The sequence below is a fragment of the Actinacidiphila guanduensis genome, from assembly GCF_900103985.1.
Classification (GTDB): domain Bacteria; phylum Actinomycetota; class Actinomycetes; order Streptomycetales; family Streptomycetaceae; genus Actinacidiphila; species Actinacidiphila guanduensis.
The window spans coordinates 315,216-339,063 of the sequence record NZ_FNIE01000004.1; the positions used below are offsets into that span (position 1 = coordinate 315,216).

The 23,848-nt window shown below is 76.2% G+C and carries 9 protein-coding genes; all 9 read right to left on the minus strand.

Annotated features, from left to right (window positions below):
* Positions 1–17 precede the first annotated feature (17 nt).
* The 9 genes from BLR33_RS10440 to BLR33_RS10480 all read right to left on the minus strand — a co-directional run bounded on the left by BLR33_RS10440 (position 18) and on the right by BLR33_RS10480 (position 23,847).
* Entirely contained in the window at positions 18–233 is a 216-nt protein-coding gene (locus BLR33_RS10440; protein WP_093784053.1) for an acyl-CoA carboxylase epsilon subunit, read from the minus strand.
* A complete protein-coding gene (locus BLR33_RS10445) occupies positions 230–1,780 on the minus strand; it encodes an acyl-CoA carboxylase subunit beta (protein WP_245771347.1) in 1,551 nt (516 codons plus the stop codon). Before BLR33_RS10445 ends, BLR33_RS10440 begins: the two co-directional genes overlap by 4 nt.
* 200 nt (positions 1,781–1,980) lie before the next feature.
* Complete coding sequence (locus BLR33_RS10450) at positions 1,981–3,753, minus strand: fatty acyl-AMP ligase (RefSeq protein ID WP_093784055.1); 1,773 nt, start codon at positions 3,751–3,753, stop codon at positions 1,981–1,983.
* Positions 3,750–4,328 (minus strand): flavin reductase family protein, encoded by a 579-nt coding sequence (locus BLR33_RS10455; protein WP_093784056.1) that lies wholly within the window; start codon positions 4,326–4,328, stop codon positions 3,750–3,752. Before BLR33_RS10455 ends, BLR33_RS10450 begins: the two co-directional genes overlap by 4 nt.
* A complete protein-coding gene (locus BLR33_RS10460; protein WP_093784057.1) occupies positions 4,318–5,994 on the minus strand; it encodes an NAD(P)/FAD-dependent oxidoreductase in 1,677 nt (558 codons plus the stop codon). The genes BLR33_RS10455 and BLR33_RS10460 overlap by 11 nt, the downstream gene beginning before the upstream one ends.
* Before the next feature lie 97 nt (positions 5,995–6,091).
* Positions 6,092–7,729, minus strand: coding sequence for an NAD(P)/FAD-dependent oxidoreductase (locus BLR33_RS10465; protein WP_093784058.1), 1,638 nt, complete (start codon positions 7,727–7,729; stop codon positions 6,092–6,094).
* Between the two features lie 220 nt (positions 7,730–7,949).
* Positions 7,950–12,731 carry an SDR family NAD(P)-dependent oxidoreductase gene (locus BLR33_RS10470; protein WP_093784059.1) on the minus strand — a complete coding sequence of 1,594 codons (4,782 nt, stop codon included), beginning with the start codon at positions 12,729–12,731 and terminating at the stop codon, positions 7,950–7,952.
* Positions 12,728–22,504, minus strand: coding sequence for a type I polyketide synthase (locus BLR33_RS10475; protein ID WP_093784060.1), 9,777 nt, complete (start codon positions 22,502–22,504; stop codon positions 12,728–12,730). Before BLR33_RS10475 ends, BLR33_RS10470 begins: the two co-directional genes overlap by 4 nt.
* Positions 22,501–23,847: an NAD(P)/FAD-dependent oxidoreductase gene (locus BLR33_RS10480; protein ID WP_093784061.1), complete on the minus strand. Its 1,347-nt coding sequence runs from the start codon at positions 23,845–23,847 to the stop codon at positions 22,501–22,503. Before BLR33_RS10480 ends, BLR33_RS10475 begins: the two co-directional genes overlap by 4 nt.
* Between the last annotated feature and the right edge of the window lies 1 nt (position 23,848).

Below are 23,848 nucleotides of genomic sequence, written 5' to 3' on the forward strand. Positions count from 1 at the left end.
GGCTACCTGACGTACCGTCAGGCTGTCCAGCCGCTCCTGCGCCAGGCGTCGGCGCCCGGGACCGGCGTCGCCGTCATCACGAAGGGGCGCCCGGCCGGGCCGCGGCCGGGCCGCCGCTCCCCCGCCGCGGCGAGGCCGGCGGCCGCGGTGAGCCGGGCCCAGACCACCACGAGCGCGGCCAGCTCCTCCACGCCCGGCTCGCCGCGCACCACGCGCATCTCCGGGCCGCTCACAGCGGGATGTTCCCGTGCTTGCGGGGCAGCCGGGTGACCCGCTTGTCGGCCAGCGCCCGCAGCGCCAGGGCCACTTCGCGGCGCGTCTCGCGCGGCATGACCACCACGTCCACGTATCCCCGCTCGGCCGCCCGGTAGGGGTTGCACAGCGCCTCCTCGTACTCCGCGCGCAGCCGTTCGCGGGTCGCCTCGGGGTCGGCGGCCTGCTCGACGGCCTTGCGGTGCAGGACCGTGACGGCGCTCTGCCCGCCCATGACGGCGATCTCCGCGGTGGGCCAGGCGAGGTTGACGTCGATGCCCAGGTGCTTGGAGCCCATCACGCCGTAGCCGCCGCCGTACGCCTTGCGGGTGACGACGGTGACGGTGGGGACGGTGGCCTCGGCGTAGGCGTAGATCAGCTTGGCGCCGCGGCGGATGATGCCGCCGCGTTCCTGGTCCAGGCCGGGCAGGAAGCCGGGGACGTCCACGAACGAGAGCACGGGCACGTGGAAGGCGTCGCAGGTGCGGATGAAGCGGGCGGCCTTCTCGCTGGCGTCGATGTCGAGGGCGCCGGCCATCACCTGCGGCTGGTTGGCGACGACGCCCACGCTGCGGCCCTCGACGCGGCCGAAGCCGCAGATCATGTTGCGGGCGAACAGCGGCTGCACCTCCAGCAGTTCGCCGTCGTCGAGGACGGCGGCGAGCACCTTGTGCATGTCGTAGGGCCGGTTCTGCTCGTCGGGCACCAGGGTGTCGAGCGCGAGGTCGGCCTCGCGGAAGGTGTCCAGGTCCACCGGCTCGGCGGGCTCGTAGACCGGGGCCTCGGCCATGTTGTTGCTCGGCAGGTGGCCCAGCAGCAGCCGGACGTACTCGAAGGCGTCCTTCTCGTCGCGGGCCAGGTGGTGGGCGTTGCCGGAGACGGTGCTGTGCACGCCGGCGCCGCCCAGCTCCTCGCGGTCGATCCGGTGGCCGGTGACGGCGTGCAGCACCTCGGGCCCGGTGACGAACATGTGCGAGATGCCGTCGACCATGACGACGAAGTCGGTGATGGCCGGGGCGTAGACGGCGCCTCCCGCGCAGGGCCCTGTCATCAGCGAGATCTGCGGGATCACCCCGGAGCCCTGCACGTGGCGCTTGACCAGTTCGGCGTAGTAGGCGAGCGAGACCACGCCCTCCTGGATCCGGGCGCCGCCGGAGTCGTTGATGCCGATGATGGGGCAGCCGGTCCGCAGCGCGAGGTCCATCACCTTGAGGATCTTCTCGCCGTAGACCTCGCCGAGGGCGCCGCCGAAGACGGTGAAGTCCTGGGCGAACAGGCACACCCGGCGGCCGTCGACGGTGGCGTGGCCGGTGACGACGCCGTCGCCGAGCGGGCGGTGCCGCTCCATGCCGAAGTCGTGGCTGCGGTGGCGGGCCATCGCGTCCAGCTCCACGAAGCTGCCGGGGTCCACCAGCGCCTCGATGCGCTCGCGGGCGGTGAGCTTGCCCTTCTCGTGCTGCTTGCGCACGCCGGGGGTGTCCTGCGCGGCGGCGCGCAACTCCTCGCGGCGGCGCTCGAGTTCGGCCAGGCGGGCGGCGGTGCCGGCGGAAGCGGCGGGCTCTCCGCCCGGTGCGTCCCGGGCGGGCTGTGCGGCGTCCGCGGCCGGGGCCGCTTGGGGTGCTGCTGGGGTGACCGACACGGGGCTGGTACCTCCCTGGGTACGCGGACGGCAGGGGACGGCGGGGACAGGGCTCGCAGGGGTGGCCGCGGCGGGGATGGGGGCGGTGGTCAGACCCCCGGTTCCCGCGGGCCGACGGCCGCCGCGGCGAGGGTGCCGTCCTCGTACAGGCCCCGGGCGGCGCGGCGCTGGACCTTGCCGCTGGTGGTCTTGGGCAGGCTGCCGCGCCGCACCAGCAGCACGTCGTCGGCCTCCAGGCGGTGGTTGTCCCACACCGCGTCCTGCACCAGGCGGCGCAGCCGGGCGGGGCCCACCGCGCGGGTGGTGCGCCCGTCGGCCTCGACCACGACGACCAGGCGCTCGGCGGTGCCGTCCTCCACGGAGAAGGCGGCGGCGCAGTTGGGGTGCAGGCCCGGCGCGCAGGTCTCGGCGGACAGCTCGATGTCCTGCGGGTAGTAGTTGCGCCCGGTGCGCACGATGACGTCCTTCAGCCGGCCGTTGACGAACAGCTCGCCGCCGTGCAGGAAGCCGAGGTCGCCGGTGCGCAGGTAGGTGCGGCCGTCGTCGGCGCCGGCCGGGCGGGCGCGGAAGACCTCCTCGCTCAGCTCGGGCCGGCCGCGGTAGCCGCCGGCCACGCACGGCCCGCTCACCCAGATCTCGCCGACCCGGTCCTCGCCGAGCACGGTGAGGTCTTCCGGGTCCACGATCCGCACCAGGGTGTCGCCCACCGCCGTGCCGCAGCCGACCAGCGGGGTCGCGCCGGGCGCCTCGGCGGGCACGGGGACGACGAGGCCGTCGCGGCGGGCGTCGTCGGACAGCCACAGCACGGTGGGCGGCTTGTCGCCGCGGTCGCCGGTGGCCTTCAGGGTGTTCTCGGCCAGGCCGAAGCCGGGGCACATCGCGCGCGGGTCGAAGCCGTAGGGGGCGAAGGCGGCGGTGAACGCCTCGATGGTGCGCCAGCGCACGGGTTCGGCCCTGTTGGCGGCCACCCGCCAGGAGGACAGGTCCACCCAGTCGGGCACGGCGCCGGCGCGCGCGGCCTTCACGCACAGCTCGTAGGCGAAGCTGGGCGCGGCCGCGTGGGTGCCGCGGAACCGGGTGAGCGCCTCCAGCCAGCGGGCGGGGCGGCGGATGAAGGCGTCGGGCGCCATCAGGTAGGCGGGCACGCCGGCCAGCAGCGGCAGCACCACGCCGAAGAGCATGCCCATGTCGTGGAAGAGCGGCAGCCAGGAGACGGTCACGCCGCCCGGGCGGCAGGGCCACAGCTCCTCGGTCTCCTGCGCGTTGTGCAGGAAGTTGGCGTGGGAGACGACCACGCCCTTGGGGTCGCCGGTGGAGCCGGAGGTGTACTGCAGCAGCGCGGGTGCCGAGGGCTCCGGCGGGGGCGGCAGCATCGCGGTGTCGATGCCGGAGGCGACCGGCAGGGTGTCGGTGGCGACCAGGTCGAGCCCGGCGAGTTCTGGGCCGTCGCCGAACCGGGCCAGCAGGTCGGCGCGCACGGCGGCGGTGGTCAGGACGGCCCGGGTGCCGGCGTCCTCGGCGATCCGCCGCATCCGGGCGAGCGAGCGGGCCCGGGTGGGCACCTGCATGGGCGCGGCCACCACCCCGGCGCGCATGCAGCCGAGCAGGGTCCGGACGAACTCCAGCCCCGAGGGGTAGAGCAGCACCGCGGGGCGTCCGGCGAGCCCGAAGGCGACGAAGGCGGCCGCGCGCGAGGCGGCGGCGTCGGCCAGCCCGCCGTAGGTGAGCGGCGCTTCGGGGTGCTCGCCGTCGCGCAGGAAGACGTAGGCGGTCCGGTCGGGCTGCTTCTCACCGCGGGCGGAGAGGGCGTCGACCAGGGTGCAGACCCCCTCGGCGACGCGCTCGGTGGTCTCGGTGCTCATCGTTCGCACTCCTTGTCGAGCCGGGCGAGCCGCCCGCGGTAGAAGGTCAGGGGGCCCCGGCGGCCGGCCGCGTCGTCGTCGAGGACGCCGAGCGCGGTGACGGCGCCGACGACGATCCGGTGGTCGCCGCCGGCGTACTCTTCGGCGAGCCTGCACTCCAGGTAGCCGACGCTGCCGCGCAGGATGGGCGCGCCGGTGGCGCCGGTCAGGCAGTCCAGGCCGTCGAAGGCCGGCAGTCCCTCGGCGGCGAAGTCCATGGCCACGCCGCCCTGTCCGGCGGCCAGGATGCTCACCGCGAACCGGCCGCCGGCCCGGATCGCGGTCAGCAGCCGCGAGTCGTGCCGCAGGCAGAACAGCACCCAGGGCGGGTCGAGGGAGACGGAGGTGAAGGAGTTGACGGTGGCGCCGATCCACCGGCCCTCGGCGAGCGCGGTGACCACGGTGACGCCGGTGGCGAAGTGGCCGCACACCCGGCGCATGGCGGCCGGGTCGGGGACGAGGGCCTCGCCGGGGAAGGCCGCGCCGTCCCGGGTGCCGTCGAGGGTCCCGGCGGGGGCGCCCTGCTCACTCGTCATGGCCGAGGTCCTTCCCGCCGCCGCGCAGGCCGTAGGGGCGCACCAGGCGCCGGACCGAGGGCAGTGCCTGGCCGCGCACCCAGCGCAGGGTGCGCAGCCGGCCCTGCAGGCTCAGCACGTACTCCAGGTCGTCGGGGTCGCCGAAGCCGTAGATCGGCGGGACGATCCGGTCGTGGCGCAGCCGCAGCAGGATGCGGTCGGCGGCCCGGCGGGGGCTCTGGTCGCCCTCGGCCGCGGCCCGGCACAGCGCGAGGGTGAAGTCGAGCAGGTCGCGGTACTCGGGGATGCTCTGGTGGCAGGCGCCGGTCGCGGGGTCGGCGCGCAGCCCCGCGAGGGCCGCTTCCGAGCCGCCCGCGGCCAGTTCCTTGGCGCTGCGCTTGAGGGAGAGCGCGTCGAACATCGTGCCGAGCAGCCAGACCCGCGCCAGCGCGCTCCACAGGTCGAAGGAGCCGCTGGCGGTGAGCGCGGCGGCGACCAGGGCGTCGTGCCGGTCGGCCATGCCGTGCTGGAGGCGTTCGAGGTAGCGGAAGCGGCCCGGCGAGAAGTCGCCGTCGCGGGCGCCGGCGAGTATGTCGCCCGCGGCGACCAGGACGAGTTGCGCGGAGGCGTACAGGTCGCGGCCGAGCAGCGGGTCGCCGCCGAGGGCGGCGCGGTCCAGCAGCAGCATGCGGTCGCCGACGGTGTGCGAGGCGCGCCAGTGCGGGTCCTGCTCGATCCAGCCGGTCAGCGGCTGGGCGCCGGCGAGTTGGGCGGCGATCGCGGGGTGGCGCTCGGCGTGGCGCAGCACCTCGCGCCACAGTTCCTGGGTGCCGTGTCCGGCCGGGGCGGGGTGGTGGGCGGCGTCCAGGGAGAGGGTGACGACGGCGGGCACGGTGGGCGGCGGGGTGCCCTCGGCGTTGCGGAAGTGGCCGACCTGGAGCCAGCCGCCGTCGAAGACGTGCGTGAGGGTGCCCTGCGACCAGGGGTGGGAGCCGGGCCGGGGCGCGGCGAGGCGTTCGTAGGGCTGCACGCCGACGGCGTGGAAGCCGTAGGTGCGGGTGGCGCGGGTGCTGACCCGCTCGGCGCCGATGGCGCGGGCGACCGCGGAGTCGGGGCCCTGGGTGTCGATGACGAGGCCGGTGCGCAGTTCGCCGCCGGACTCCAGGGCGAGGCGGACGAAGCCGTCCTCGGTCACGGCCTTGTCCACCCGGGTCCGCTGGCGCACCCGCACGCCGCGCCTGGCGGCGGCCGCCAGCAGCCAGGCGTCCAGGTCGGGCCGGTGGAAGTGGCTCTCGCCGTGCTCGGAGGGCACGTTGAACTGCAGGCTGCGCCCGGCCCGGTGCTCGTGGCCGGCCTCGTGGTGGACGAAGCCCCAGGTGCGGTGGATGCCGGAGGCGTGCGAGACCTCGGTGCGCACCCGGCCCGCGTCGGCGAGCAGGGCGGCCTCGGGCAGCCGGTAGCGGGCGGCGATCAGCTCGTAGAGGAACGAGGTGCACGGCAGGGTGGCCTCGCCGCCCGCGATGCGCGGGTGGTGGTCCTCGCCGAGGAGCTGGACGCTCAGGCCGTTGCGGGCGAGGGCGGCGGCCAGCAGGGTGCCGGTGATCCCGGTGCCCAGGATCGTCACGTCCGCGTGGCTGGCCGCGCGGCCGCCGGCGGTGGCGCCGTGGTTGTCGGGTTGGCTGGTCATCTTCCCCATCACCTGCTCGGTTCGGGCGCGGGTCGCATGGTCGGTCGGGTGCGGTCGCGCGGAAGGGGTCTCGGGCGCGGCCGCACCCGGGCTCGGGTCAGCCGCGGCTGGGCACGTGCTCGCGGGCGAAGGCGGACATGGCGCCGGTGATGGTGCCGGCGATGTGCGCGGGCGCCTTGGTGCGGGCCCACGCCGCGGTGCGGGCCATCCGCGGCGGGGTGGCGTGGAAGAAGTGGTTCTCCGGGCGGGCGAGTTGCAGCGGCGGCGGCAGGAAGTCGGCCTGGCCGAGCAGGTCGAAGATGCGCCGGGACGCCTCGCGCGGCTCCAGGGTGCCGTCCTCGACCTGGTCGCTGAGCGACGTGGAGGCACGCAGCAGCTCGTTGGTGCCGTCGTGGGTGGGGAAGGGCGAGCCGAGGTACTTGGCGTCCTCCAGCTCCAGCAGCGGCTGGACGTCGCCGAAGCGGCGCAGCCGGTCGTAGGCGGTCTGCAGGCTGAAGGTGCCCAGCACCGTGGAGATCGCCCAGACCCTGAAGACCGCGTTCCACAGGTCGTAGTCGCGGAAGGCGGTGAAGGAGCTGTGCACGAGGTCGTCGTTGGCGTCCAGCAGGCGCTGCTCCAACTGCTCGACCAGGGCGAAGCGTTCGCGGGAGAAGTCGTCGTCGCGGATCGCGGCCAGCAGCCGGTGGCCCAGGACGTTGACGACCTCCAGGGTGTTGGTCATGCCGCGCGAGTAGAGGGCGTCGATGAAGCCGGCGGCGTGCGCGGTCACGCAGTAGCGGTCGCCCACCGTGCCGGACGCCGAGTACTGCAGCCGGCCCGTGGAGACCCACTCGCGCACCGGGCGCGCGTTCCTGAACTGCGGGGCGATGTCGGGGAATCGGCGCAGGAAGTCGTCGAACTCCTGCTGCGGCGGCCCGTCGGGGCGCGGGTGGCGCCGCGGGTCGAGGGTCAGGCCCACGCTGACCAGCGGGTTGGTGCCGTCCTTGGTGTTGTCGAAGGGGATCACCCACAGCCAGCCGCCGTCGAAGACGTGGTGCAGGGTGCCCTGGTGCCAGGGGCTGGGATTGCCGTAGGCGGCGGGGGTGCGCACGACCTCGTCGTAGGGCGTGACGTCGACCATGTGCGTGAACAGCGAGCGGGAGTGGTGGCGGAAGCGCGTCGGCTCCTCGCGCAGCCCGAACCGGGCGGCGACCGGGGCCTTGTGGCCGCTGGCGTCGACCACGTAGCGGGCCAGGAACTTCTCCCCGCGGGCCGCCTCCAGGGTGACGCCCGACCCGTCGATGTCGATCGACTCGATGCGGGTGTTCTGCCGCACCACCGCGCCGTAGCGGGCGGCGACGTAGGTCATGTAGGCGTCGATGTCCTGGCGGAAGAAGTGGTTCTCGGTGTGCAGCATCTTCGGGATGACGAACTGGTTGACCTCTTCGGGCCGTTGGGCCTCGCCCTCGCGCTGGTAGACGAAGCCGAAGTTGCGCTTGACGCCGCAGGCGCCGGTGACGTGCTTGCGCACGCTCGCGAAGCTCGACAGGTGCCCGATCTCGGGCACGCCGTAGCGGGCGGCGACGACCTTCAGCAGCACGGAGGTGTAGGGGATCGTGGACTCGCCGATGGCGAACCGCGGGTGGCTGCCGGCGTCCAGCAGCAGCACCTTGGCCCCGTTGCGGGCGAGCACCGACGCCAGGATCGAGCCGGCGATGCCGGCCCCCAGGATGGCGACGTCATGGCGTTCGGTCATCTGATGCCTCTCTTGTCCTTGTGCTGCCGGTCGGGTGGTACGGGGGCCGGTCGCGGGGCTCGTCCCCGGGCGGGGCGGGTCCCGGTGGTGCGGTGCGGGCGGGGGGGGTGCGGGGGGTGCGGGCGTTCCGAGCGGTGGGCGCGGTACGGCGGGGACGCGGGTGCGGCGATCGCGGGCGCTGGTGCGGCGGCGGTGGCGGCGGTTGCGGCCCTTTCGGGGCTCAGTGCTCCTGCGGGGCCGGGTGCTGGCGGGCCACCTCCTCGGCGAGCAGCCGCCCCCAGCCGATGGCGGGCACCTCGAAGAAGGGCCGCGGCTCCAGGCGGAGGGCCAGCTCCTTGCGGTAGCGGGCGATGAGCTGGCTGACGCCGAGGGAGTCCAGCCCCATCTCCAACAGGTCGATGTCGTCGGTGATCTCAGCGCGGGGCACGCCTAGTTGGGCGGCCAGAGCATCGCGTACGTAGCCGTCGAGCAGGGCCTCGCGGCCCTCGGCGGGGGCGGCGAGCACTGCGGTGAGCTGCGTGGAGGGGGCTCCGCCGTCCTCGCCGGGCCCGGCGGCCTCGATGCCGGCGAGCAGGGGGCGGGCGCGGCGGGACTCCAGCAGCGGCTTGAGGGTCTGCCAGTCGGCGCCGGAGACGACCGCGTGGCCGCCCCGGGTGCCGTCGGCCGCCAGCAGGCCGCCGAGTTCGGCGAGGCCGGTGGGGGCGTCGAGGGCGCGCAGGCCGAGGGCTTCGAGGCGGGCGAGCAGGTCGTCGCCGCCCAGGCCGCTGGCGACGTTCCACGGGCCCCAGGCGACGCTGAGCGCGGGGCGGCCGGTGGCCCGGCGGTAGGCGGCCAGGCCGTCCAGGAAGCGGTTGGCCGCGGCGTATCCGGCCAGGTGCGCGGAGCCCCAGACGGCCGCGATGGAGGACATCAGGACCAGGAAGTCCGGTTCGGCCCCCGCCAGCAGGCGGTGCAGTGTCCAGGCGCCCTCGACCTTGGGTTGCAGCACGGCGTGGAGCTCGCCGGGCTCGGCCTCGTCGATGTTCCGGGCGCCGGCGAGCCCGGCGGCGTGGATGACGCCCCGCACGGGGTGGCCGGCGGCCGCCGCGGCGGCCAGCACCTCGCGCATGGCGTCCTCGTCGGTGACGTCGGCGCGGGCCACGGTGACCTGTACGCCGCGGCCCTCCAGCTCGCGGACGGCCCGTAGGCGTGCGGCGGCCGGGTTCCCGCCCTCGGCTCCGGGGGCCTCCGCCGCTACCGCTGCCTCCCCGGCTCCCCCGGCGCCCCCGGTTTCCGTGACCAGGGCGTCCCACTGCTCGCGCGGCGGCAGGCCCGAGCGGCCGGTGAGGACGACGTGGCGGGCGCCGCGGTCGGCGAGCCAGCCGGCCAGGGTCAGGCCGAGCCCGCCGAGACCGCCGGTGATCAGGTAGGAGGCGTCGGGGCGCAGCGCGGGCGGTGCGGCGGGGGCGCCGGGCTCGGGCACGAGCCGGGGCACCCATCGCTCGCCGGCCCGCAGGGCGACCTCGTCCTCCGCGTCGGCGTGCAGCAGTTCGGCGAGCAGGTCGCCGGCGCCGCCGCCCGCCGGGTCCAGGTCGACGCTGCCGCCCCACAGCGCGGACTGCTCCAGGGCGGCGACCTTGCCGAGGCCGGTGAGCATGCCGCCGGCGAGCCCGTCGGCCGGGTCCTTCTCGCCGGTGGCCTGGGCGCCGCGGGTGACCAGCCACAGCTTCGGGCTGCCCGCGGGGCCCGCCCCGGCACCCTCGGCGAGGGCCTGGAGCAGGTGGACGGCGGTCTCGGGGCCGGTGACCCGGGCGCGGGCGAGGTCGCCCGCGGTGGCCTCGTCGCCCAAGGGCGTGTCGAGCGAGGCCAGGTGCACGATCCGGTCCAGGGGGGCGTGCTCGGCGAGCAGGGCGCGCAGCCGGGCGGGGTCGCCTGGAGGCAGCACGGCGGGGTCGTCCGCCGCGTCCGCGTCCGGGGCGAGATGGAGGGTGACGGCGGTGCCGCCGCGGGCGGTGAGGCGGGCGGCGAGGTCCGCGGCGAGGTCGCGGGAGCCGGCTTCGGCGCCGGCGAGCAGGAGGGTGCGCCCGGCGGGGGCCTCGGGGGCGGCGGAGGCGGGGGCCTGCTGCCAGCGGACGGTGTAGCGCAGGGTGCCGGTGTCCTCCTCGGCGGCGCGCTGCCCGGCCGCCGGTCCGGCCAGGCCGGTCCTGCCGTCCTCGGCGAGGGGGAAGGCGAGCGGGCGGCGCTGGAAGGCGTAGGTCGGCAGGGGCACGTGCCGCGGGGTGGCGGGGCCGTGCAGGGCGCGGAGGTCCACGGGGGCGCCCCAGGTGAAGAGGGTGCCGAGGCTGTCGAGGAGCTGGGCGTTCTCCTGCCTGCCGCGCCGCAGCGAGGGCAGCCACAGCAGGTCCTGGCCGGGCAGCACGCGGCTGCCCAGGCCGAGCAGGGTGCGGCCTGGACCCACCTCCACGAAGGCGCCGGCGCCGGAGCGGGCGAGGGCCAGCAGCCCCTGGTGGAAGCGGACCGGCCGGCGGGCGTGCCGGGACCAGTAGGCGGGGTCGGAGAGGGTGGCGCGGTCCAGCTTCTCGCCGGTGAGGTTGGAGTACACCGGGATGGCCGGCTCGCGGAACTCCACCGCGGCGGCGGCCTCTTCGAGGGGCGCGAGCACCGGGTCGAGCAGCGGCGAGTGGAAGGCGTGCGAGACGGCGAGGCGGCGGCCCTCGACACCTGCTGCGGCCAGTTCCGCCGCGATCTCCTCGACGGCGTCGGCGGCGCCGGAGATCACCGTGTCCTGGGGGCCGTTGAGCGCGGCCAGGGCGACGCGGTCGGTGCGGTCGCCGATGGCGCGCAGGGCGGCCTCCTCGCCCAGCGGCAGGGCGAGCATGGCGCCGGGGGTGCGCACGGAGTCCATCAGGCGGGCGCGCAGGGCGATCAGCCGCAGGGCGTCGGGGAGTTCGACGGCGCCCGCGACGCACACGGCCGCATACTCCCCCACGCTGTGGCCGATCAGGGCGGCGGGCCGCAGGCCCCAGGAGCGCCACAGCGCGGCCAGGGCGTACTCGACGGCGAAGAGGGCGGGCTGGGTGAAGGCGGTGCGGCCCAGCTCGCCGCCCGCGCGGCCGTCGCCCGCGCCGTTCTTGTCGCCAGCACCGCCTGCGCCGTCCGCGCCGTCATCCGAGCCGAACAGCACGTCCAGCAGCGGCCGTTCGAGCTGGCCGGCCAGCAGGTCCGCGCAGGTGTCCAGGGCGTCGCGGAAGACCGGTTCTGTGGCGTGGAGTTGGCGGCCCATGCCGGCGAACTGAGCGCCCTGGCCGGGGAAGAGCAGGGCGGTCCTGGCCCGGTGGGCGGGCAGCGCCCGGCGCGGAGCGGGTCCGTGGCCGTCGGCGAACGCCCGCAGCTGCTCGCTGAGTTCGGCCGTACTGGTGGCGGTGAAGGCGGCGCGGACCTGCTGGGCGGCCCGTCCGGTGGCGGCGGTGCGGGCGAGAGCGGGCAGCGGCGTGCCCGGGTGGGCGGCCAGGTGGTCGGCCCAGCGGCTCGCCTGGACGTGCAGGGCGGCCTCGCCGCGGGCGGAGGCGACGACGAGTTCGGCCGGGCGGGCCGGCGCGTCCTGCCCGGCCGGTGCCGGTACCGGCGGCGGCTCCTCGATGAGCAGGTGCACGTTGGTGCCGCTGGCGCCGAAGGAGCTCAGGCCCGCCACGCGCGGCTGCCCGTCGGAGGGCCAGGCGGTGTGCTCGGCGGCGACGGCGAGGTGCAGCCGCTCCCATTCGATGTTGGGGTTGGGGGTGCGGAAGTGCAGGCTGGCCGGGATCTCGCCGTGCCGCACCGCGAGCACCGCCTTGATCAGCCCGGCAATGCCGGCGGCGGCCTCCAGGTGGCCCATGTTGGTCTTCACCGAACCCACCAGCAGGGGCCGGTCCTTCGGGCGCTCTGCGCCCAGCACCCGTTCCAGGCTGCGCAGTTCGATGGGGTCGCCGAGCGCGGTGCCGGTGCCGTGGGCCTCCACGTAGCCGACCCGCCCGGCCGGCAGCCCGGCGTCCGCCAGGGCGGCCCGGATCACCTCCTGCTGGGCCTGCGCGCTGGGTACGGAGATGCCGCTGGCGCGCCCGTCGTGGTTGACGGCGCCGCCGCGGACGACGGCCAGCACCCGGTCGCCGTCGGCGAGCGCGTCGGACAGGCGCTTGAGCACGACCACGCCGCAGCCCTCGCCGCGCCCGTAGCCGTCAGCGGCGGCGTCGAACGCCTTGCAGCGCCCGTCGCGGGCCACCGCGCCCGCCTTGCTGACCAGCACGAAGCCGTAGGGCGACAGGATCACGTTCACGCCGCCGGCCAGCGCGAGGTCGGTCTCGCCCAGGCGCAGCGACTGGCACGCCTGGCGGACCGCGAGCAGCGAGGACGAGCAGGCGGTGTCGACCACCTGGGCGGGGCCGCGCAGCCCGAAGGTGTGGGCGATGCGGCCGGCGATGAAGCTGTTCTCGCCGAGGATCTGGTAGCCGTCGATGCCCTCGGGGGCGCCGAACTGCTGGCGCATGCGCACGTAGTCGCCGGTGCTGGCGCCCATGAACACCCCGGTGCGTGAGCCGTCCAGGGAGTCCGGCGGTATTCCGGCGTCCTCCAGCGCCTCCCAGGCGACCTCCAGGGCGATGCGCTGCTGGGGGTCCATGCCGGTGGCCTCGGCCGGGGCGATGCCGAACAGCTGGGCGTCGAAGGTGTCGACACGGTCCAGGAAGCCGCCGTCCAGCACGTACGCGGTGGCGGGGACCTCCGGGTCCGGGTCGTAGTAGGGGGCGGTGTCCCAGCGGTCCGCCGGGAAGGGGCCGATGGCGTCCACGCCCTCGCTCAGCAGCCGCCACATGGCCTCGGGCGAGTCGGCGCCGCCGGGGAAGCGGCAGCCGATGCCGACGACGGCGACGGGCGCGTGCAGGGCCGCGCGCTGGTCCTCGACCAGGGTGCGCAGACGGGTGATGGTCTGCACGGCCTGGGCGAAGCGGCCGCGCAGGTCGGCGTCGGCCGCGGCGGTGGGCTGGTTCATCGCTCCTCCTGCTCGAACAGCGAGGTGACGGCGGCCAGTTCGGCGTCCAGCCGGGCGGCGAGCTCGTCCGTGCTCTCGTCGGTGATCTCGGGGCTGCTCTCCTGGGTGCCGCCGTCCTGGGCCGGGGCTGCCGTCAGGTCGCGCGCGGCCCCCGTCGCGGGCGCGGCGGCCGGGGCGGTCGCGCTGCCGGAGGGTGAGCCGCCTGATGGGAGACCTCCGGCAGCGCGGTCGGTGGGGCCGGCGGCGGGCGGGGTGTCCGCGCCCAGCGCCTCGGTGGCCAGGAAGGCGGCGAGCGCCTGCCCGTTGGGGTGCTCGAAGGCCAGCGTCGCCGGCAGCGGGCAGCCGAACCTGCGTTCCAGCCTGACCTTCATCTCCAGGGCCGTGATGGAGTTCAGGCCCAGCTCGAAGAAGCCCTGCCGCGGCTCGAGTTCGTCCGGCCCGTCCAGGCCGAGCACCACCGCGACCTCCTCCAGCACGCATTCCAGGACCAGTTCGGCGCGGCCCTCGGCGGGCAGCGCGCGCAGCCGCTCCAGCAGGGCGTCGGCGTCGCCGGGCGCGGCCTCGTTCCGGGCCGCGAGCACGTCGAACAGCGGGAAAGGCAGTGCCTGCCGGTAGAGCGGCAGCAGCAACCCCCAGTCGACGTCGGCGATCTCGACGGCGGCCGGGCCGAACGCCGTGACTTGGTCGAGGAGTTCGGTGCCCTCGGCGGTGGTGAGCGGGGTCATACCGCTGCGGTTCAGGCGCTGGGCGCTGTCCCGGTCGAGCCGGCCGACTTCGCCCCAGGGCGCCCACGCCACGGACGTCGCGGGCAGCCCGCGGGCCCTGCGGTGGGCGACGAGCGCGGTCAGGGCCGCGTCCACGGGGGCCTGCGCCCCGGCGCCGATGGCGCCCCAGCTGCCGGCCACCGTGCTCCACACCTGGAACAGCTCCGGCCGCGTGCCGGTCTCCTGGCACGCCTGGTGCAGCAGCCAGGCGCCGCTCGCGCGCTCGGTCAGGGCGGCCTCCAGCGCGTCGGCGTCGGGCGTGCCGCCGGCCGGCAGGTTCCAGTCCGCGCCGAGCCAGACGACGCCGCCGACAGGTAGATCCTGACCCGTGATCAGTTTTGCCGCGTGCCCGGCGTCCTCGACCTGTGGGACGCCGACGACCTGTCCGGCGCCGCGGGCGGTCAGCCATGTCGTGACCTGCTCGGCGAGCGGGCCCGCGGCCCCGGCGACCAGGTAGCTGCGCCCGGCGTCCAGCCGCAGCGGAGGCGGCAGCGCCGGGGCGGCCGGGGCGGGCAGCACCCGCTCGGCCAGGCGCCGCCCGGCGCGCAGCGCGATCCGGTCCTCGGGGGCCTGGTCCGGTGTGAGGCGCCGCTCGATCTCGGCGAGGACGGCGGCCGCGTCGGCGGCGGGCCCCGCGGACAGCGGGTCCAGGTCGAGCGCCCCGCCCCACGCGGTGGGCTGCTCCACACCGGCGACGACGGCCGCCCGGCGCAGCGCGGCCGGTCCGGGCCCGGCTTCCTCCAGGTCGTCCACGGCGACGGCGCCCCGGGTCACCCACCACAGGCGGGCCCCGGCCCCGGCCGCCGCGACAGCCCCGGTGACCTCGGCGGCGGCCGCGCACGCCTGCGCGATCCCCGCCGGGTCCGGCAGCCCGGCGGGCAGGTCGAGTCCGGCCAGGTGCACGACGGCGGCGCACCCTTCCCCGGCGCCCAGTTCCTTGAGTGCGGCGGCCAGCCGCTCCCGCAGCGTGGTCGCGGGCCCGGACCGTACGATCCGCGGGGACGCTCCCCGCTCCTCCAGAGCCGCGGCAAGCGCCTCGCCGACACCGCCGGCGTCGGCGACGAGCAGGAGGGTGCCGAGGGCTGGGGTCGCGGTGCCCGCAGGAGTGCCGCGGTCGGCAGCCGCGGACGTGCCGCGCCGGGCGGAAGCGGCGGGCTTCGCCGTCAGGTCGGTGCCAACGGACGTCCCGTGTACGGCGGTTGCGCCCGACGTGGCCGGCGCCGTCGCTCCTGCCTGCCCGCCGCGCGGGGCGCTCCCGTCCGGTGCGGCGAGGTCGGCCGGCAACTCCTCCCAGCCGGGGACGTGGACGCGTGCGGCATAGCGGCGGGCCGCGTCCTGGTCCAGCGGGCGCCCGGCCGGTGCGGCCGAGCGGATACCGGCGAGGTCGACCAGCGGGCGGCCGTCCGGATCGGCGATCAGGACATCGGCCGTCGTGGGGTCGCCGTCCGCGGCGGGCCCGATGTGCAGGATGACGTGCTCGCCGGGCACCGCGTGGACGGTGACGGCCCCGATCGCCACGGGCAGCGCGGTGGCGTCGTAGGCGACGCCCGAAGCGCTGCCGGCCGGGCTGTCGGCGGCGGCACTGTCTGCGCCGGTACCGCTTGCGCCCGATGCAGCCAGTGCGGCCGACGCCGATCGCGCGGCGGCACCAGAGGCCACGGCGCCCGAGGAGCCGTTCGTACGTCCATCCGACCCGTTGGCCGCGGTTCGGGACGCACCCGGGCCCTCTGCCACGCCCTTCGTACGCGCACCGGAACCGCCGGCTGCGGCCGGGGAACCCTCGGCGCTCGCCGAGCCGTCCGTACGCGCACCGGAACCGTTCACCGCGGCGGCTCCGCCGGAGGCCGCGGCAGCCGGGGAGCTCTCCCCACGGTCGCCGGAGCCGCCCTTCCCACCTGCACGGGATACGTCGGAATCCGCCGCTCCGTTCGTACGGCCGCCGGAAGCGCCGACGTTGGCGGGCCGGGGCTCCTGCGTACGGGCGCTGGAACCGCCGTTGCTGCCTGTGGCGGACAGCGCGGGGGCCGCGAGTGCGTCCGTACCGCCGCCGGGGGCACCGCCACTCGCGGCGGAGCCGTCCTTCGCGGAGACCTGGGCGTCGAGGAATCGCGCTGCACGCAGGGCGAGTTCGACAACGGCGGGGGTGAGGTGCCAGCGCATGGTGGGCGGGGGGCAGCGCAACTCCACTGCCAGGCGGCCCCCTTCGGACCACGCGCCCACCACCTCGGCCGGGGCCGCGAGTTCGGCGATCCGCTCGCGCACGCCCGCGTCGACTTCCGTGCGGGGAAGCGCCGGGGCGGCCTCGCGGGGGCCCGACGGGCGGGCGGTGCCCGTGGCGAGGGTCAGGGTGCGGGCGCCGTCCGGGGCGGTGATCGCGAAGCGGTGGGCGCCGGGGGCGTCGGCCGCGCGGGTCAGAACGAGTTGGACGGTGGCGGTGCCGTCCGCGGGCAGCGGCAGGGGCGCGTCGAAGGCGACGTCGGTCAGCCGGACGGCGCGGCCGGGGCCGAGCGCGGTGCGGGCGGCGGCCACCGCAAGCTCCAGCCAGGCAGCCGCGGGCACCTGGGGGCCGGCGTCGCCGCCGAGGGCGGCCACCAGGTCGGCGTCCAGGTCGCACTCCACGACGGTGGCGCCGCCGGCCCGCACCGTACGCGCGGTCAGCGGGTGGCCGCCGCCGGTGCCGACCACCGCGGGCCGGTCCTCCACCCAGTAGCGGCGGTGCTCCCACGGGTAGGCGGGGGTGGTGACCGGGGCGCCGGGGCTCGGGTGCAGCCGCCGCCAGTCCACGGTCGCGCCGCCCGCGTGCAGGGCGCCGAAGGCGGTGAGCAGGGCGACTTCGCCGTCGACGCGGCGCAGCAGCGAGGGCACGAGCAGCCCATCGGTGCCCTCGGCCCGCAGCTCCTGCTCGATGGGGGTGAGCTGGATCGGGTGCGCGGAGAGTTCCACGAAGGTGTCGTGGCCGTCGCCCGCGGCGGCCCGCACCGCGTCGGCGAACCGTACGGGCAACCGCAGGTTGTCGCCCCAGTAGGCGGCATCCAGCGGCCTGGCGGCGACGAGGGCGCCGTCCACCGAGGAGTACATCGGCACCTTGGGCGCGGCCGGTCGCAGTCGCCCGGTCAGGGCCTCGACGAGTTCGGCGCGCAGCGGCTCGGCCCAGGGGCTGTGCGCGGGGCCGCCCGCGTCCACCGCGCGGAAGAAGACGTTGCGCTGCTTCAGGCCCGCGCCGAGTTCCTTCAAGGCGGCGCTCTCACCGGAGACGACCGTGGAGGCACGGGAGTTGACGATGGCGACGCACAACCGGCGGCCGTAGGGGGCGATCTCGTGCTCGGTCTGATCGGCGTCGAGGCCGACGACGGCCATGCCGCCCTGGCCGACCAGGGCGCGCAGCAGCCGGGTGCGGCGCACCATGACCTCGGCGGCCTGCGGCAGTTCCAGGACGCCCGCGCACAGCGCGGCCGACACCTCGCCCATGCTGTGGCCGACGACGGCCGCGGGCTCCACGCCGAGGTCGCGCCAGGCGGCCACCAGGGCGTACTGCACGGCGAACAGCAGGATCTGGCGGTCGAGTTCGTCGGCGGGCTCGGTGCCGGCGGCGATCACCTCGGCGGGCGACCAGTCCAGGAAGGCGGACAGCGCGCGGTCGCAGGCGGCGAGCGCCTCGCGGAAGGCCGGGTTGCGGTGGGCGAGCGGCTGCGCCATGCCGGGCCAGTACGAGCCGTGCCCGGAGAAGACGAACACCGGCCCGCGGGCCCGCTCGGCCGCCCGGGCGAACGCCGTGCCGGGGGCGTCGCGCCCTTCGGCGAACGCGTCGAGCCGCTCGGCGAGTTCGGCGCGGTCGCTGCCGACGACGACGAGGCGATGATCCAGGTGCGAGCGGCGCAGCGCGAGGGTCGCGGCGAGGTCCGCCGGCTCGGGCGCTCCAGTGCCGGCGAGCAGGTCGCGGTGGGCGGCGGCCCGCGCCCGCAGCGAACGTGCGGAGGCGGCGGACAGGGCGAGCACGTGGGGGCGTTCGGGGTTCCGGGACGCCGGCTCGGCCCCGCCGGAGGGGAGTTCGCGGCTCGCGGACGGGCTCCCGCCAGGTGTGGCGGGGTGGTCGTGGCCGCCGGACGCCGGCTCGGCGGTCGGGGCGGCGCCTTCGCTGCTCCCGGCGGCCCCGGCGCCATCTGCCGGCGCGTGTGCGCGGGCAGCGGGCACCTCCGCGGCCCCGTAGGGCCGTCCGGGGGCACCGGACCGCCCGCCTGAGGCCGTGGCGTCGGGCGGGACCGCCTGGCCGGCCGGTCCGCGCGAGCCCGTGCCCGGCTCCCCCGCCTCCTGCGGCGCCTCGGCGAGGACCACGTGCGCGTTCGTGCCGCTGAAGCCGAAGGCGCTCACGCCCGCGACGCGGCGGCGGGTTCCGCGGCGCCAGGGACGCAGCCGCGTGGGCACCCGGAGGGGCAGTTCGGACCAGGGGATGTCCGGGCTCGGCCGGTGGAAGTGCAGGTGGGCGGGGAGGGCTTCGTGGTGCAGCGCCAGCACTGTCTTGATCACGCCCGCGATCCCCGAAGCGGCCTCCAGGTGGCCGATGTTGGTCTTCACCGAGCCGACCAGGCAGGCGTCCAGGCCGGCCGGGCGCTCGCTCAACGCGGCGCCCAGGGCGCGCAGTTCGATCGGGTCGCCGAGCGGGGTGCCGGTGCCGTGGGCCTCCACGTAGTCGAGGTCGGCGGGGGTGACGCGGGCGTCGGCGAAGGCGGTGCGCAGCAGCTCCTCCTGGGCCGGGCCGTTGGGGGCGGTGAAGCCGCTGCTCGCGCCGTCCTGGTTGACCGCGGAGCCGAGCACGAGGGCCAGCACCCGGTCGCCGTCGCGGCGGGCGGCCGACAGCGGCTTGAGGACGACGGCGCCGCAGCCCTCGCCACGGGTGTAGCCGTCGGCGGCCGCGTCGAAGGTCTTGCAGCGGCCGTCGGCGGCCAGGGCGCCGGCCGCGCCGCTGGCACGGTGGATGGTGGTGTCCAGGATGAGGTTGACACCCGCGGCGACGGCCAGGTCGCTCTCGCCCCTGCGCAGGCTGGCGGCGGCCAGGTGGATCGCGACCAGCGAGGAGGAGCAGGCGGTGTCCACGGCGATGCTGGGTCCGCGCAGGCCGAGCAGGTAGGACAGGCGCCCGGCGGCGGCGCTGAAGGAGGTTCCTGTGCCGTAGAAGGCGTCCACGCTGCGGGCGGCCACGCGCTGGGCGTAGTCGGTGGAGTTGATGCCGAGGAACACCCCGGTGCGGCTGCCCTCCAGTCCGGCCGGCGGGATGCCCGCGTGCTCCAGGGCCTCCCAGGCGACCTCCAGGAACATCCGCTGCTGCGGGTCCATGACCTTGGCCTCGCGCGGCGGGATGCGGAAGAAGGGGGCGTCGAAGCCGTCGGCGTCCGCAAGGAAGCCGCCCCACCACAGGCGGGAGTCGTCGAAGCGGCCCTCGGGGGCGCGGGTGACGGCGTCCTCGGCGTCGGTGAGCAGCCGCCAGTAGGCGTCGGGGCCGTCCGCGGCGCCCGGGAAGCGGCAGCCGACGCCGACGATCGCGATCGGCTCCGGAGCCGCCGGGGCGGCGGGTGCCAGGGCCGCGGGCGCGGCGGGGGCGGGCTGCTGCCGGTCGAGGAGGTCGCCGAGGTGGGCGGCCAGGCGCTGCACCGTCGGGTGGTCGAAGGCCGCGGTCTTGGGCAGCCGCAGGCCGAGCGAGCGTTCCAGGACCTTGCACAGCTCGACGGCGCCGAGGCTGTCCATGCCGAGGTCGGAGAAGCCGCGGGCGCGCCCGACCTTGGCGGCGGAGGCGAGCCCGAGCACCTTTGCGGCGGCGGAGGCGACGAGGTCGGCCAGCGCGCCGTTGTCCATGCGCGGCGTGACGGCCGGGGCCTCGGCGGAGGCGGCGTGTGCGGGGGCGGGCGCAGCGGCCCGGCGCTGCGCGGGTACGGCCGCAGGCTGCCCGTCTGTGCGCAGCCGCAGCTCGGCGGACTCGGCGACGAGATTCCCCGCGGCGTCGAACAGCCGCAGCTCGCCCCGGAGTTCGCCGGGCAGGGCGGCACCGAGGGGACCGGGCGCCGCGGCGGTGTCGCCGGCAGCGACGGCGCCCACAGCGGTGGCTCCAGCGGCCGGCCAGGCGCCCGTGGCAGGCGCTCCGGCGCCAGAGCCGCCGGCGGCCCGCGTGGCGTAAGCCGTCCCGTTGGGCCCGGTCCCGCCCGCGGCTGCCTCGGGGGCGCCGTTCGCGGCGTAAGCGGCAGCGGTCCCGGCCGTGGTTGCGGCAGCGGCCTCGGTGGCGGCGCTCATGGGCCCGGTCGCCGCGTCTGCCGCGGCGACCCCCTCGCCCCGCGCCCCCTCGGGCACCTCGAACCACAGCGGCTCCCCCTGCCAGGGGTAGCGCGGCAGGTCGCGTGCGGGCTCGGGGTCGGGCTCGACCTCGCGCCACGCGATCTCGGCCCCCGCCGCGTACAGTTCGGCGAGCGCGGCGCGCGAGGTCCGCACCGCGTCGGTGTCGCGCCGCAGGGTCGGCACGACCTGCCCCTCGACGCCCGCCGCCGCCATGGCCTGCACGATCGGCTGGGCGAGCACCGGGTGCGGACCGATCTCCAGGAAGACGCGGTGCCCGGCGTCCAGGGCGCGGGCCATGGCGTCGGCGAACCGCACCGGCTCGCGCACGTTGCGGCCCCAGTAGTCCGCGTCGAAGGCAGCCTCGGCCCCCTCCCCGACGGCGCCGCTCGTCCGCAGCACCGGCACGGCCGGGGCCGCCGGCCGCAGATCGGCGAGCAGCTTCGTCAGCTCGGCCTGGTGCGGGGCCATCTGCGGGCTGTGGAAGGCGTAGCCGCCGGGCATGTCGCGGCAGGTGACCCCGCGGGCGGCGAGGTCGGCGGTGAGCGAGGTGACGGCGGCGTCGGTGCCCGACACCACGCTGGACGAGGGGCCGTTGACGGCGGCGAGCGCGAGGTCGTCGCCGAAGCGGGCCAGCAGTGGCAGCAGTTCGGCCTCGGGCAGAGCGACGGCGGCCATCCGGCCCTTGTCGGCGGACCGGTGCAGGAGGCGGCCGCGGTGGACGACGATCCGGACCGCGTCGGGCAGGCTCAGCGCCCCGGCGACGTGCGCGGCGGCGATCTCGCCCATGCTGTGGCCGATCACGGCGGCCGGCTCGATGCCCCAGGACCGCCACAGCGCGGCGGCGGCGACCTGGAGGGCGAAGACGACGGGCTGGGCGACCGCGGTGTCGGTGAGCCGGGACCGCCCGGGGGCGGCCGTCAGCTCCTCGGCGGGCGACCATCCGGCCTCCTCGCGCACCGCCGCGTCCACCTCGGCCAGGGCCGCGGCGAACACGGGTTCGGCGGTGAGGAGTTCGCGGCCCATGCCGGGCCACTGGCCGCCCTGCCCGGAGAACACGAAGCAGACCGGCAGGCGTTCGGCGTCCTCGTCCGGAAGCGGCCGGTCCTCGTCGTCCGCCGGGGCGGGCGCGTCGAGGAAGTCCGCGAGGCGGGCGGCGAGTTCGGCGCGGGTGGCGCCGGTGACGGCGAGGCGGTGCTCGGCGTGGTGGGTGCGCAGCCGTGCGGCGCCGGCGGTCCAGGGCGCCGCGTCGGCGTCCGGCTCGGCGTGCAGGCGGTCGCGGTGGGCGCGGGCCAGGGCCCGCAGCGCCTCGCCGGAGCGGGCGGACAGCGCGAGGACACGGGTGGCCGCGCCGGAGCGGGCGCCGGAATCGGCGGCCGGCGCCCGCTCCGGGGGCGCCTCGACCACGACGTGCGCGTTGGTGCCGCTCAGGCCGAAGGCGCTCACCCCGGCCAGCCGCGGGGTGTCCTGCGGCCAGTCGGTCAGTTCGGTGGGCACCCGCACGGGCCAGCGGTCCCAGCGGATCGCGGGGGTGGGGCGGCGCAGGTGCAGGTGCGGGGGGATCTGGCCGTGCCGTACCGCGAGGGCCGCCTTGAGCAGCCCGGCGGCGCCGGCGGCGGCGTCGGTGTGGCCGAAGTTGGTCTTCAAGGAGCCGACCAGCAGCGGATGTTCGGCGTCGCGGCCCTCGCCCAGCACGCGGGCCAGGGCGCTCATCTCCAGCGGGTCGCCGAGCGGGGTGCCGGTGCCGTGCGCCTCCACGAAGCCGATGTCGGCGGGCGCCGCACCGGCCGAGGCCAGCGCGTCGCGCAGCAGCGCCTGCTGGGCCGCGGCGCTGGGCACGGTCAGGCCCGCGCTGTGCCCGTCGTGGTTGACCGCGGAGCCGCGGACCACGGCGATCACCCGGTCGCCGTCGGCGAGGGCGTCGGACAGGCGCTTGAGGACCAGGACGACGCAGCCGTCGCCGCGGACGATGCCGTCGGCCGAGGCGTCGAAGGTCTTGCAGCGGCCGTCCCTGGCCATGGCGCCGACCTTGGACATGAAGATGGTCAGCTCCGGTGCGAGCAGCACGTTCACACCGGCGACCAGCGCGGTGTCCGACTCGCCGGCCAGCAGGCTCTGCCGGGCCAGGTGGGCGGCCACCAGCGAGGAGGAGCAGGCGGTGCTCAGCGCGACGCTGGGCCCGTTCAGGCCCAGCAGGTAGGACAGCCGGCCGGGCCCGAAGCTCGCCTCCTTCCCCGAGGCGTACCAGGGGTCGATGCCGTTGCGGCCGGCTTCCTGGGCGTGCCGCAGGAAGTAGTCGACGCCGAGGCCGCCGGACCACACCGAGGTGCGGGTGCCGGCCAGCGTGCCCGGCACGATGCCGGCGTCCTCCAGCGCCTCCCAGGCGACCTCGATCAGCAGCCGCTGCTGTGGGTCGATCTGGCGGGCCTCGCGCGGCGCGATGCCGAAGAAGCCCGCGTCGAAGCGGGTGACGTCCGGCAGGAATCCGCCCCAGCGGGCGTAGGACCGGCCGGGCGCGTCCGGGTCGGGATCGTAGGTGCGGGCCAGGTCCCAGCGGGACGGGGGGACCTCGGTGATGACGTCCGTCCCGTCCCGCAGCAGGCGCCAGAAGGCGTCCGGGCCCGCCGCTCCGCCGGGGAAGCGGCAGCCCGCCCCGACGATCGCCACCGCGTCGGCTGCTGTGGAGGTCATTTCAGCAGCGCCGCCCCGGAGGGGGTGGTCATGCTGCCCAGGTGCTGGTGCCACAGGTGGTCGGGATCGCTCTCGACCGCCGTGACGATCTTGCGCATCGCGGCCAGCGCCCGCGGCTCGTCGTCGTCGTAGACGTCGCCCTGGAGCATCTTCAGCACGTCCAGCCGGTACCGCGGGTCCTGCACGAAGGCCGTGAACAGGATGTTGAGGCGGTAGTAGATGGAGATGAACTCGTACCAGTTGCTGACCCCGCGGCGCAGGGTGCGCTCGTACTCGGCGAACCGCGGCTTGGTGAAGTCGCCGGCCGCGGCGGCGGCGATGATGTCCTTGGTGGCGATGCGGGCGCTGTTGAGCGCGACGCTGACCCCGCTGGAGAAGATCGGGTCGACGAAGCGGGCGGCGTCGCCGATCAGCACCCACTTGTCGCCGGTGATCTCCTTCATGCCGTAGCTGTAGTCGCCCTCGGCCTTGAACGGGCGGACCCGCTCGGAGTCCCGCAGGGCGCTGCGCAGTTCGGGGCGGCTGCCGACGCACTCCCAGAAGAAGCCCTCCAGGTCGTCCTTGGAGGCGGTGAAGTGCTTCTTCTGCGTGACGACCCCGACGCTGGTGATGGTGTCGGTGATCGGGATCTGCCACACCCAGGTGTCGGTGATGGGCAGGAAGTGGATGAAGATGTAGTCGGCCTTCTTCTTGTCGTGCGAGAGCGCGGTGCGGTCCAGGCCGTCGAACCAGGCGTGCACGGCGTACTGGTTGAAGACCGGGTCGGGCACCTTCAGCTTCAGCTGGCGGCCGAGCATGGTGCCGCGGCCGCTGGCGTCGACCACCATGCGCACGGTCCAGCCGTCGTCCTTGCCGCGCACGGGGCGCAGCACCGGGTGCTCGCCGGAGAAGTCGACGCTGCCGATGCGGGTGTCCTCCAGCACCTTGGCGCCGCAGGAGTTGGCGTGCTGGAGCAGCAGCTGGTCGAACTTGCCGCGGTCCACGTGGTAGGTGTGGGCCTGCTCGACGCCGGGCTGGTCGCGCTCGTCGAACTCGATCTCGGCGGCGCCCAGTCCGTGGGACAGGCCGGAGAAGCCGAGGGTGGGGATGCCCTTGGGGGCGGCCGAGGTCCAGGCCGCGCCGAACTTGCGGGGGAAGCCGGCCTTCTCGACCAGCTCCAGGGCGCCGATGTCGCGCAGCACCGGGGTGGTGGCGGGCACCAGGGACTCCCCGACGTGCGGCCGGGGGAAGGTTTCACCCTCGAAGACCGCCACGGACAGGCCGGCCCGGGCAAGGTAGCTGGCCGCGGTGGAGCCCGCCGGGCCCCCGCCGATGATTCCGATGTCGTAGTCGACTGCGGACAAG

Coding starts and splice junctions, on each gene's coding strand:
- BLR33_RS10450 (WP_093784055.1), bottom strand. CDS start 3,753: ATGAGCACCGAGACCACCGAGCGCGTCGCCGAGGGGGTCTGCACCCTG.
- BLR33_RS10455 (WP_093784056.1), bottom strand. CDS start 4,328: ATGACGAGTGAGCAGGGCGCCCCCGCCGGGACCCTCGACGGCACCCGG.
- BLR33_RS10460 (WP_093784057.1), bottom strand. CDS start 5,994: ATGACCAGCCAACCCGACAACCACGGCGCCACCGCCGGCGGCCGCGCG.
- BLR33_RS10465 (WP_093784058.1), bottom strand. CDS start 7,729: ATGACCGAACGCCATGACGTCGCCATCCTGGGGGCCGGCATCGCCGGC.
- BLR33_RS10470 (WP_093784059.1), bottom strand. CDS start 12,731: ATGAACCAGCCCACCGCCGCGGCCGACGCCGACCTGCGCGGCCGCTTC.
- BLR33_RS10475 (WP_093784060.1), bottom strand. CDS start 22,504: ATGACCTCCACAGCAGCCGACGCGGTGGCGATCGTCGGGGCGGGCTGC.